12 protein-coding genes are annotated in these 11,771 nt (G+C 59.1%); 6 read left to right on the plus strand and 6 right to left on the minus strand.

The annotated features are described in order from the left end of the window. Positions 1–49 precede the first annotated feature (49 nt). Genes GAL_RS08430 through GAL_RS08440 form a run of 3 tightly spaced genes read right to left on the minus strand, consistent with a single transcriptional unit; the run spans position 50 to position 4,312 of the window. Positions 50–1,156, minus strand: coding sequence for a lipocalin-like domain-containing protein (locus GAL_RS08430; protein WP_024097160.1), 1,107 nt, complete (start codon positions 1,154–1,156; stop codon positions 50–52). Continuing rightward, entirely contained in the window at positions 1,146–3,605 is a 2,460-nt protein-coding gene (locus GAL_RS08435) for an FtsX-like permease family protein (RefSeq protein ID WP_024097161.1), read from the minus strand. The genes GAL_RS08430 and GAL_RS08435 overlap by 11 nt, the downstream gene beginning before the upstream one ends. After that, on the minus strand, positions 3,602–4,312 hold the full coding sequence (locus GAL_RS08440; RefSeq protein WP_024097162.1) for an ABC transporter ATP-binding protein: 711 nt from the start codon (positions 4,310–4,312) through the stop codon (positions 3,602–3,604). The genes GAL_RS08435 and GAL_RS08440 overlap by 4 nt, the downstream gene beginning before the upstream one ends. 187 nt (positions 4,313–4,499) lie before the next feature. Between GAL_RS08440 and GAL_RS08445 the strand changes: the two genes are divergently transcribed. Together GAL_RS08445 and GAL_RS08450 are read left to right on the plus strand one after the other, a co-directional pair. Next, positions 4,500–4,880, plus strand: coding sequence for a hypothetical protein (locus GAL_RS08445; protein ID WP_024097163.1), 381 nt, complete (start codon positions 4,500–4,502; stop codon positions 4,878–4,880). A 96-nt stretch (positions 4,881–4,976) separates the two neighbouring features. Then, positions 4,977–5,426 carry a potassium channel family protein gene (locus GAL_RS08450; protein WP_024097164.1) on the plus strand — a complete coding sequence of 150 codons (450 nt, stop codon included), beginning with the start codon at positions 4,977–4,979 and terminating at the stop codon, positions 5,424–5,426. Positions 5,427–5,445: 19 nt separating this feature from the next. Here GAL_RS08450 and cls read toward each other — a convergent pair whose 3' ends face one another. Further along, positions 5,446–6,864 carry a cardiolipin synthase gene (gene cls, locus GAL_RS08455; protein WP_024097165.1) on the minus strand — a complete coding sequence of 473 codons (1,419 nt, stop codon included), beginning with the start codon at positions 6,862–6,864 and terminating at the stop codon, positions 5,446–5,448. 114 nt (positions 6,865–6,978) lie between these two features. Here cls and GAL_RS08460 point away from each other — a divergent pair, with 114 nt between their 5' ends. Both GAL_RS08460 and GAL_RS08465 read left to right on the plus strand, forming a co-directional pair. Then, positions 6,979–7,842, plus strand: a complete 864-nt coding sequence (locus tag GAL_RS08460; RefSeq protein WP_024097166.1) for a YihY/virulence factor BrkB family protein — start codon at positions 6,979–6,981, stop codon at positions 7,840–7,842. 164 nt (positions 7,843–8,006) lie between these two features. Next, a complete protein-coding gene (locus GAL_RS08465) occupies positions 8,007–8,198 on the plus strand; it encodes a hypothetical protein (protein ID WP_024097167.1) in 192 nt (63 codons plus the stop codon). A 55-nt stretch (positions 8,199–8,253) separates the two neighbouring features. Here GAL_RS08465 and GAL_RS08470 read toward each other — a convergent pair whose 3' ends face one another. Together GAL_RS08470 and GAL_RS08475 are read right to left on the minus strand one after the other, a co-directional pair. Beyond that, positions 8,254–9,009 carry an RlmE family RNA methyltransferase gene (locus tag GAL_RS08470; RefSeq protein WP_024097168.1) on the minus strand — a complete coding sequence of 252 codons (756 nt, stop codon included), beginning with the start codon at positions 9,007–9,009 and terminating at the stop codon, positions 8,254–8,256. Positions 9,010–9,077: 68 nt separating this feature from the next. Next, a complete protein-coding gene (locus tag GAL_RS08475) occupies positions 9,078–10,190 on the minus strand; it encodes a Ppx/GppA phosphatase family protein (RefSeq protein ID WP_024097169.1) in 1,113 nt (370 codons plus the stop codon). A 324-nt stretch (positions 10,191–10,514) separates the two neighbouring features. Here GAL_RS08475 and GAL_RS08480 point away from each other — a divergent pair, with 324 nt between their 5' ends. Then, complete coding sequence (locus GAL_RS08480; protein ID WP_024097170.1) at positions 10,515–10,811, plus strand: virulence factor; 297 nt, start codon at positions 10,515–10,517, stop codon at positions 10,809–10,811. A 26-nt stretch (positions 10,812–10,837) separates the two neighbouring features. Further along, positions 10,838–11,770 (plus strand): methylenetetrahydrofolate reductase, encoded by a 933-nt coding sequence (locus GAL_RS08485; protein WP_024097171.1) that lies wholly within the window; start codon positions 10,838–10,840, stop codon positions 11,768–11,770. The last annotated feature ends 1 nt before the right edge of the window (position 11,771 follow it).

The following is an 11,771-nucleotide window of genomic DNA, read 5'->3' on the forward strand; positions in this document are numbered from 1 at the left end:
CGCCTCATCGGGCGCCCTTTTTTGCGTCAGTGTGATGACTGGTCACCCGCTAGTCCGTCGAAGTGCTGTAACCAGTCATCTCCAGGTATCCCTTGCCATGGTGACTACCACTGAGGCGCACAGGTCCCTCCCAATAGGGAAAGGACATCTCCATCCAAGACTGCGAGTTCATTGCTGAGACACGAACGTCCAACCCGCGCGCAGGCAGGCGCAGCTGCCACTCCGTCGGCACCTTGCGCCCGGCGACCTCAGTGAACGTGACAGGCGTTGCCCGCAGGCTGCCCGGCTCAAGCGGGGTCGGTGTGCCATCGACTGCAATCCACGTGCCAGAAGTATACAGATCACCACCGCGCAGCTGGAATCCCATCAGTTTCTCGCCCGTGTCAAAGCGCAGGGAAAACCAGTCCCATCCGTCCTGATCGTCGGACAAGGGCTGACTGGACCATTCGCGATCAAGCCAGCCATCGCCCGTTACCGCCACTGGTCCATCTGGCAGAACCAGCGTGCCGGTTACCTGATAATGGGGTTGGGAATAATAATAGCTGGCCTGCCCATCCGCCGATTTCACGGAATAGCCCGCATCGCCCTGTAACACCAGCGGACCGTTGGCGCTCAACGACAGATCATAGCGGAAGCTCTCGCCCGTTGCGCGCAAGGTCAGATCTCGCAGGTTTTGGTCGCTGCTGCGCATATACCAATCATCGATATAAGCCTCAAATGGCGCAGCGGTGACGCCAGCCTGACCGATGCCGCCCCGTGCCAGCCGCTCAGCGGAATGATGGGCGTCTGGCGTCGTCAATCCTGCGTGCCCCATCCAGATCTGCGGATCCTCCCAAGGCGAGGCCGGATCGGGCATGGACCTCCCTTCGGGTCGTAAGCCAGAGCGGAACAGCGTCCATTGCACCCCATAGTCGCGCCCGTCGTCGCCGGTCAGGTTGGCAGTCAGATACCACCATTCAATCCGGTAATCAGGATGGGCCGCGTGATCGCGTGGAAACACAAGCGGGCGACCGGCGATCGGCGCGGCAAAGCCCTCCGCCTCGGTTCCCAATCCAGCGTAACCCTGTGCCGTGACAACCTTTGCCGGCAAGACCAGCAGGATCAGGGCAGCAGTAATCCTCCCGATAGATTTCATAACAGCGTGGCTATCGTTCATTGGCAAAGACCCTCAACAGATCGGCGGGTTTCAGCTTCGACAGTCGGCGGGCGGGCAGGGCGGCGGCCAGCGCTGCCGCAACAAGCGCCATCAGCAGCAACTGCAACCAATCCAGTGGGAACAGCGACATCGGCAAACGCCAGCCAAAGGCCTCGACGTTGACGACGGCCAGAAGCGCCCAGCCCAGCAGCAACCCCAAAGGCAGCGCCAAGAGGGCGGTGAGCCCTGCAAGGATCACGCTACGCAGGATTTCATATCTGGCCAACTGTCGGCGCGTCAGCCCCATAGCCCAGATCGGAGCCAATTGCGGCAGGCGCTGGCTCCAGAGTGTCAGCAGACTTGTCAGCATGGCAAATCCTGCCACGCCAAAGGTCAGAAGGTTCAGCGCCCCTGTTATCACAAAGGTCCGGTCGAAAATCGCCAAGGACTGCGCTTTGAGCGCACTCTGGTCGATAAAGGAACTCTGCGGCAGACCAAACTCACGATGCAGCGTGGCGCGGATTTCTGCGACCTCAGCAGGGGGCAACCGCAGACCAAATCGGCGGTTTTCAATCAATGGACGATGCTCCAGCAGTGTCTCTAGCCCTACAATTGCCTGAGGGTTAGGGTTTCCATAGTCGGAGTAGACCCCGGCAATCCGCATCCGCCAGTCCGGCGCGATCATCAGCATATCTCCCGGACCCAGATCCGCGCGCCGCGCCAGCTGTTCATTGATCAGTGCGCCAAGCCCCTCGGCCAGTTGCGCCCAGACCATCGGCTCTGCCTGCAACAGCGGCCAGTTGTCACGATAGGTGGCATCATCCACCACCCCGTAGACCTCCATCGGTGCGCCGATACCGTCTGGTCCCACGTAACGCTCGTCACTGTGGCGGATCGGCAGGGTGCGAATACCCCTGTCGGCAAGCCACGGCAGCACGTCTTTGGCCATCTCCTCCTGCGGCAGCGTCATATACAGTTCAGACGCCAATCGCTGATCCAGCCAGCCCAAGAACGTGAGGCGGAAGCTGGACACCATTGTTCCAACGCCAATATTTGTCGCCAGCGCCAGCAGCAACGCCATCAGCGCCAGCGACAGACCGGGCAGTTGCGCCCGCATATCCGCCCAGAGCCATAGCGTTACCGGCTTGCGTGCCAGCTGCACGCCAACCGATGCCAACCGGGACAGCGCCAAAGGCAGCAAAAGCGCGGCCCCCAGCATCAGCCCCGCGAGAAAGGCAAACCCCGCAAGCAGCCCGTCGAACAGCGCAGGGATCGCTGCCGCGCCCAGCACAAGGAGCGCGCCGGACAAAGCCGAGAGACGATGCCCGCGCAAGGCCTGCTGGCCACGCGCCGCCGCGGCCGGAGCCGCAAGAATGGGCAGGCGCGACAGGCCGACCCAGCTTTGCGCCCCGGCAAGCGCCATCCCCGCCAGTGCCATCGCCAGGCCGGAAACCACCCAGCCGGGGCGCAGTTGCAGGCTGCCGTCCAGCGGCGCGCCATAAAGCCCGGACAGTGTGGCGCCAACACCGGGGAGCAAGGCCGCGGCAATCAGGTAGCCCAGGATCAACCCCAGCAACGCCGCCAGCAGCGTAATCACCAGAAGTTCTGCAAAAATAAGCCCAACCAGCGTATTAAGCGGCACACCTAAACTGCGCAGCGTGCGAAACAAGCCCCGCCTCTGTTCGATCCCCAGCGCGATGGTGCCCTGCACGATGAACAACCCCACCGCAAAGGACAACAACCCAAAAGCCGTGAGATTGAGGTGAAAGCTCCGAGTCAGCTGCGCGGTATCCGCGCCGGTGGAGGCCGTTTGCAGGCGCAGATGAGGGGCAAGTTCTGCCAGTGGGCGCAGGCCGATGGGTTGCTCATCCAGGATCACCAACCGGCTGATCAAAAACGGCTTTCTCAGAAGGCGCGCGACTGTTGAGATATCGCCGACCACCACCCCACGCGGCACCGCCGTGGTGCGTGTCAGAGGTGGCAGGCTGCGCAACAGCAGATCAAGATCACTGTCAGGATGCGCAAACAGATGACCGGGGGCCAGCAGCAGGTCCGCAGAGGTCAACGTCGTCTGCGCGTTTTCGTCAGAGGAGCTGTCCGTCGCAGCCAGCCGAGCCATCATCGGATGCGACAAGATATCTATCCCAATCATTTCCAGATCCACCGCGCCCACTTCGGCGGTATTCTCTGTAAGTGTTCCAATTAAAACCGGTGACAGTTGCCAACCTTCACGTCGCAGGGCAACATATTGATCCAGTTCGATATAACCATCCTGAGGTGTTAGATATGTCTGCCCTGATGGGGAGATACGCGCCGCAGCCTCGGCGTAGCTGGCGCGGGCCTCTGCGTTGATGGCCTGCACCGCAGACCAGAGCGCCGTGGCGAGGGCGAGGCCGGTCACAAGCATCGCCAGCTGCAGCGGATGCAAGCGCCAATGCGACAGGATCGCCGTGAATGTAGCCGTGATCACGCCTTGCCCTCGCACAGGATCCCATCCGGCGAATTCCTCTCATAGAGGCTGTCACCATCAAGGCGCCCGTTGCTAAGATGACGCTGCTGATCAAGCTGTGAGGCAATGGCCTGCGAATGAGTCACCAGCAGCAGCGCGGCACCGGTTTCGCGCACCAGATCCAGCATGAGCGCCATCACCGAAGCACTTGAACCTTCGTCCAGATTTCCCGTTGGTTCATCCGCAAGAAGCAACTTTGGTCGCATAGCCAGCGCACGCGCGATGGCAACACGCTGTTGTTGTCCGCCGGAGAGCTGCTCGGGATATCGCCCCTGAAGTTCCGCCAGCCCAAGTCGCTCGGTCAGTGCTTTTATCCAAACCGGATCAACACGCCCGGCCAATCGAGCATGAAGGCTGATATTCTGCGCCACGGTCAGGGCCGGGACCAGATTGAACTGCTGAAACACCAATGAGACCTGCTGACGCCTGAGGGCGGCACGTCCTGCATCATCCAACCCCTCAAGAGAGATGCCATCCACCATTATCCGCCCGCTGTCGGACTGATCCAAAGCGGCTGCCAGATGGAGCAGTGTACTTTTGCCAGAGCCGCTGTCCCCGGTCAGTGCCAGGCTGCACCCGGCTGCCAGATGCAGCGATACCCCATTCAGAACCGGGATATCGCCGGACGGGCCTTGATAGGACTTGTGGACGTCCTCAATGATGAGCATCACTTCGCAACCTTTTGACAATAAACTAGTTTTATATGTCTCACGTTTTACGCAACCCCGAGCCGCAGCAACCTGCCACTGGCATGCAATGCGCCAGCACACTGCACAGCATTGACCCGAAGGGATCTAGCCCCCATTTGAGCGATGCCCATTTCATTTTACCGGGCCGCTTAAATCAGGTTTTGCCATGTCGCTGCTCTCATCGCCATCCCGTCACTTCCGTGAAATTGTCGCACTGACGATGCTCGTGTTCTGTCTGGGCCAGCCCGCTCTGGCAGGGTCTGGAAATGCCGATCGTGAGGCGCTGTGCCGCAGCCGGGCCGAGGCCTATGCCGGGGCGCCCAGCAGCAAGGCATCCAACCATCTGAGACTGGGCAATGATCGCGTCGGGATCACATTCTCCGGCACCGCCCGTATTGGCATCAGCGTGCAGGATGGCAAGGTCCGCAGCGCCGGTTCCCGTCGCGGCTCAGAGGCCGAGGATCGCGACGATTATTTCAATACCCCAGAGGCGCGCCGCAAACGACTGGTCAAGCAGCACTATCGCGATTGCATGTCCCAGCGCTGATTGAATAGACTGCGCGAAACCGGGATCCTGACCGATCCGGTCGCAAGAGATGCGGGCGCTGACCGCACGAAACCCGGCGCATGAGGGGCAGGCGGCATGACACTCATTCAACAGCTGCTGATGGGCAGCTTGTACCTTGGTATCTGTCTGGTGGTCGAAGCCGGATTGCTTGTCTTTTGCATCCACATATTACGCGAACGGCTGGGTATTCTACAGCGCGGGCAACGGTTCTTGCAAATCTGCGTTGTACTTGCAGTGGCGATTGGTCTGATCGTCTTTGCACACACTTTGCAGGTCTGGATCTGGGCCACGGCATTGGTTTTTTCTGGCGCTATAGGTGATTGGAATACCGCGATTTATTTTTCACTCGCCACGTATACGACGTTGGGCTACGGCGACATCGTTCTGGGCGAGGAAATGCGGATATTTGCAGCCTTTGGGGCTGTAACAGGGCTTTTTGCCTTTGGCATGAGCACGGCTTTTCTGGTCGCTGCCCTGCGTGAGGTTTTCCTTCTGGAAGAAACTGCGCCCGTGAAAGAACGCTAAGACGACGTCGCGAACAGACCTACAGAACAGGAGCCAACAAGCGAGCAACCGGCGCGCCAAAACGAATAGTTAGAGGTTGTGCCTCCAAATCCGTAGTCAAAAGATGCGCAGACGCCATGTCCTGTTCCAGCATATCGGCCACCTGGTTTGCGGTCTCGCCATCAAAACACAGCGCCATACTCTCAAAATTCAACCGAAACGACCGATTGTCCAGGTTCATCGTACCCACTGCCGCAATGCTGTCATCCACTACAAACACCTTCTGGTGAAGAAAACCCGCCTGATAGCGATAGATACTGATGCCAACATCACGCAAGTCGTCGAAATACGCATAGGCAGCCAACCACGGGGCATAGTGATCCGCGGTCTCCGGCAACAGTATGCGCACATCGACGCCGCGCAGGGCGGCATTTTTCAGTGCAGCTACAACGTCTTGATCCGGTACGAAGTATGGTGAGGACAGCCAGATTCGAGACTGTGCGGCGGCAATCGCAGAGAAATACAGGGTTGAGCCGTTGACGGTGCTGTCGCCGGGGCCTGTTTCGATCACCAGCGCGGGTTTCCCGTCATCTGCCACTGGCGCGCACTCCCACGTCAGCAGGTCTAGGATCGGATCTTCGGTAAGCCAGAACCAGTCTTCAGCATAACCGAGCTGCAATTGCTGTACCTCGGGGCCTTCGAGCCTCACCTGCGTATCGCGCCAGTCGCCAAATTTTGGATCGCGCCCCATATACTCATCGCCAATATTCATCCCCCCGGTAAAGCCGACGCGACCATCGACAATCACTGTCTTGCGGTGATTTCGAAAATTGAGGTGAAAGCGATGTTTGGGGCCGGGCCGGGTGCTTGGATCAACCTGATTGACCCCCGCCGCGTCCAGATCCGCACGGTATTGATGCGAAAGCCCGTGACTGCCAACCGCATCGGTCATAAACCAAACGGCCACCCCGCGCCCACGCGCACTGATGAGCGCAGATTTGAGCCGCTGGCCAATCTGATCGTCCCGCACGATGTAGAAATGAACCAGCACATAATCTTCGGCTGCATCAATGGCTTCAATAATCGCATCGCTGATGTCGCGGCCATTGACCAGCAACTCAAAGCTATTGCCCCGACAGACCGGATATCCGGCGAGCCGTTCAAAGGGTGCCTGATTTACCGCCAGTTGATCCCGATCTTGGGTATAGCGGGTGGAATAGACGCGCAGCGCGTTCAGCACCCGTTCCGCCTCGCGCCGTGTCGCGCGGTAACGGGAGAATTTACGCTGCCCGAAGAAGAGATAGAGTGGCAGCGCCAGAAGCGGTGCAGACAGCAAAAACACCACCCAGCCAATAGCCCCCTGCGGCGTGCGGGCAGTGCGTGCCGCCTTAAGAGAGGCAAGCCCCGCAAGCCCCCACATCAACAGCAGCGCAGATGTGCTTATCACGACCTCAACCATCACAGCGCCCCTTCGTGGCTCATCTCGATTTCGACCCTACATTCGGTAGGCGCCTTTGACTATATCTCCCTGAAAGGGCTGGTTTTTCGAACCAAGCTATGAGACCTTTTTCCCATGAGCATCCGTCCCTATGTCAAGCCCGGCGCCTATGCGTTGTATCTGGCCGCCAAGCGGTTCAACGATAAGAATGGCTGGGTGCTGAGCAGCCACATTGCCATGTCGCTGATGCTGGCCCTGTTTCCGTTCATCCTGTTTACCGTCGCACTCACCGGTGCGGTGGCGGGGGCGTTTTCTGACGGGATTGATCTGAAGAATCTGGTCGAACTGGTCTTTGGCTCCTGGCCAGACAGCGTCTCTGATCCGATTGTGCGCGAGGTGTATTCCGTCCTTGCAACCTCTTCGACAGGGGTGGTGACATTGGGGGGTGTGATTGCGATCTACTTTGCCTCAAACGGGGTGGATGCGGTGCGGCTGGCGATGGTTCAAGCCTATCATGAGCGGGACCACAGGCCATTCTGGAAAACCCGAGGCCTGTGCATCGGTCTGGTGATCCTTGGCGGTGCCGGCATCATGGCGGCAGCCGTGTTTGAGTTGATCCTACCGCTATATGCGCGCCATCTTGCCAGCTTCTTCCCGCAGGTGCCCCTTGCCCGCAATTGGGAAAGCGGTCTGAATGGCATATTGGTCGCCCTCATTCCGTTGATTGCTGTTTGCGCCTTTCACATGCTGCTACCGGCCAAACGCCACCGCTTCACGCAAGTGCTGCCCGGCGTGATCTTGACGGTGGTCCTGTGGTGGGCGGCAGGGCTGGCCTTCGCCATCTATATCAGCAGTTTCGCATCGTATTCTGCGACTTACGCTGGGCTCGCGGGGGCAATGGCGGCGCTTATTTTTCTCTACCTCAACTCTGCCATTCTAATCCTCGGGGCGGAGCTGAACGGCGTGCTGCTGCACCCCACCTCAAAAACCAAGGCCTGAAGGCATCAGGGCTTGAGGGGCGAAATCTGCGGCATTGCGCGAAATTGTTTCGCAAATTGCAACAATAAGGCAGTCTTGCCACAATTGGGTCACGATCACGGCCCAGTGATCGATCTATCCTCAGATCATACCAGCCACGACAGCTCATATGGTATGAGGATCAGATGCGTCTTTTGCAAAACAAATTTCCGACCCGCCCCTTGATCCAGCGCTTGCTTGCGCGCCGCATCGGGGGCAAGCCGTCCACGCGTATGGACATGCCTCGTGTGACCCTGCGTGCTGAAGGCACTTCGCTGGAAACGCTCGCCCTGCAGACAATGGCGCTCCGCTCCTTTGGCAATACGGCGCCGCGCTGATCTGAACACAATCGGGCAGGGGCCAACACCCCACCCGAAACACGTCTAACTGCCGTTAGTCTTCCGCAGTTTCTGATGCATCGCCGCGAAAACCTGTGGCAACCACGAATTTCTCGGAGCTATCGGACCGGGAGGAGGGCGGTTTGACATGGTAGACTTTGGTGAATTTCTGCTTCAGCAGTTTCTGCAACTCGCCCTCCGCGCCGCCGGCCAGGACTTTGGCAACGAAGGTCCCGCCGTCCTCCAGCACGTCGAAGGCAAAGTAAGCTGCCGTCTCGCAGAGGGAGATGATCCGCAAATGGTCTGTCTGTTTGTGACCGGAGCTGGCCGCAGCCATATCTGACATCACCACATCTGCCTTACCACCCAGCCATTCCTTGACTTTGTCGTCGGCGCCGTCATCCATGAAATCCAGTTGATGGAATTCGGCACCGGGCAGCGGCTCCACCTCTTGCAGATCAACACCGATGATACGGCCAACCGCCTTACCCGGTTTTTCCCCCAAGGCGTTGATCCGCTTGACCGCGACCTGCGCCCAGCCACCCGGCGCACAACCGAGGTCAACCACTCGAGCACCATTGATGAGAAACCGAAATTTATCGTCGACTTCCATGATCTTGTAAGCCGCGCGCCCACGATAACCTTCGGCCTGTGCACGTTTCACATAAGGGTCGTTTAACTGCCGCTGCAACCAGCGGGTTGAGCTGAGCTTGCGCCCACGGGCGGTCTTCACCTTGACCTTCAGATCACGCTGCCCGCGCCCGGAGGTGTTTTTGCCAGTGGGTGTTTTTCCCGTGGGAGTCTTTGCCATATCCGCTGTTCCTTGTCGCCCGAGGTCCCATCTGGACCTGTTGTCGAACGCATCATTTCTCTGGGCCCTTAGAACGGCCCGTCTTCCAACACCCCATCGGCGCTCATCTGTGCATAAAGCAGACCTTCGCGCAGACCCCGGTCTGCCACCGACAGGCGATCTGTTGGCCAGCACCGCAGAAGCGCCTGCAGAATTGCCGCACCGGACATGATCAGCGCCTGACGGTCCTCGCCAATGCGCGGGTCACTGCGGCGCCCTTGAGGGCCGAGTTCTAGATAAGAGCGGATCACCTTGTCAATCTGATCGCTGGTCATCCGCAGCCCGTCCACCTTGGTCCGGTCGTACCGTTTCAGCCCCAGATGGGAGGCCGCAACGGTTGTCACCGTGCCGGAGGTTCCGACGATCTGAAATCCCTGCCGGGTCTGCTCGTCCTTGTAGGGGGCAAAATCCGCCAGGTTTTCCTCAAAAAACCAGCTCATCAGCGCAAAGCGCGCGGCATCGTCTTCTACATCATGGAACTGATCGCGCAGTGTTGCCACCCCCAGAGGGACAGAGATCCAGTCCACCACCTTCGCGGCGGGGAAGGGGCTCTCCGCCGGATGAAACCCTGCATGAAGCCGCATGATCGCCGAAGGACGATCGCGGCGCGGAATAGAAGAAATGTCGATCCAGACCAATTCGGTAGAGCCACCACCAATATCGACCACCAACAACTGATCCGTTTTGGTGGACACCAATGGCGCACAGGAAATAACCGCCAGACGCGCTTCTTCCTCTGGCTGGATGATCTCCAGCGTCAGGCCCGTCTCACGGCGCACCTGGCGAATGAACTCGCGCGCGTTCTTGGCACGGCGGCAGGCTTCGGTTGCGACCAGACGCATCCGCTTCACACGGTTGCGCTTGAGTTTCTGCTGACAGATCCGAAGCGCCTGAATGGTGCGCGCCATGGACGCGCGCGACAATCGCCCGGTTCGCTCCAAACCGGCGCCCAGTTGCACCGACTTTGAGAAGCTGTCCACCACATGAAAGCCGCTGCCCTTGGGTTGGGCAATCAGCATCCGGCAGCTATTTGTTCCCAGATCGAGCGCCGCATAGAGCGCATCAGGATCTGGGCGGGCCGGTGCAGGGCTCTCTACCGCTAGGGGAAATGCGCCCGCACCTTTGGAACGCCTGGGCGCCATGATTCACGCCCTCCGATAATCGTGTTGATCCAAGCATATGTGGGCACATCGCTGCGTGCAAGATGGGCCGAGCGTCCCGATGACGATTTGCAATCGCGCGAATTGACGTTTTTTGAACGGTTTTGAACGCTTTGCCGGTCAAATTCATAAAGCTGTTGAATATTATGAGGGAGCCACGCGGTAGCCAGCGCCGGGCCGTGTTGTTATCCAGATGCGACCCGGAAAAAGGTCGCTCAGAACCAATGTCAGGTCGAAATCCGACGAACGCGCCCGGCAATGCCACACTAGAAACGCATTTACACAGACGCAAAGGAAGCCAAGGCAATGCCCGACGTCACCATCGTATACTGGCGCGACATCCCCGCTCAGATCATCGTCGGCAAAGGCCGTCGTGGGGCAAAACGCCAATTGGAAGAGCGGTTTGAACAAGCCATCGACCGCGCCGCCATGAAGGTGAACGCCAAGGATGCCGATGCCTATCTCGCAGAGTGGCGCAAGGCGGCGCCCTACGCGGTGGACGGTGAGCCTGCAGACATCGCAGAGTCCGAGGCCAAGCGTCTGGAAGCGGATTATGATCAGGACCGTCTGAAGACGCTGATCGCCAACGACGGATGGGCATGAGCCTGACATCTTTATGGGAGGCCACGATGGCTTTGTTGAACTTCAAAAAACGCGATGCAGGCGCAGTCCAGCCCAGCAGCCCCGAGGTCGAGGCCTTTCTGGAGAACTACTCGATCGAGGTAATGCCACGCACCGCAGCCAAGGTTGAGAACTTCCGAGATCTGCTGCCTGCGGGTACGCGCGTCTACATCGCTCATATCGAAGGCACCCCGATTGAGGAGATGGTGGAAACGGCCAAACGCATCAACGCCGAGGGTTTCCCGGTGATGCCGCATTTTCCCGCGCGCATCATCCAGGATGAGGCGACACTGGCCGATTGGATTGCACGCTATCAGGGCGAGGCTGATGTCAAACAGGCGCTGCTGCTTGCCGGCGGCGTGGCCAAGCCGCATGGTGCTTTCGACAGCTCCATGCAGCTTTTGGAGACGGGGCTATTTGACAAGGCCGGTTTCAACAATCTGCACGTCGCGGGCCATCCGGAAGGCAACAAGGATATCGACCCTGACGGCAGCATGAAGAACGTCTCTGATGCACTTCTGTGGAAACAGAAATTCTCTGAGCGCACAGACGCAAATATGGCGCTGGCCACGCAGTTCGCTTTTGAGGCAAAGCCAATTATCGAATGGGCCGAGGGTATCAAGGCGGCTGGCGTTGACCTGCCTATCCACATCGGTATCGCCGGTCCGGCCAAGCTTCAGACGCTGATCAAATTCGCCATCGCTTGTGGTGTTGGTCCCTCGTTGAAGGTTCTGCAGAAGCGCGCGATGGATGTGTCCAAGCTGCTGCTGCCCTATGAGCCGACCGATGTGATCGCCGAGCTGGCCGCCCACAAGGCTGCCAACCCCGATTTCAACATCACCAATGTGCATTTCTTCCCGCTGGGTGGCATCAAGACCAACGCCACCTGGGCCATCAACAACGGCGGCGCAGCAGCGCAGCCGGTCAATTCCCAAGGATAAA

The organism is Phaeobacter gallaeciensis DSM 26640 (assembly GCF_000511385.1).
Taxonomy (GTDB): domain Bacteria; phylum Pseudomonadota; class Alphaproteobacteria; order Rhodobacterales; family Rhodobacteraceae; genus Phaeobacter; species Phaeobacter gallaeciensis.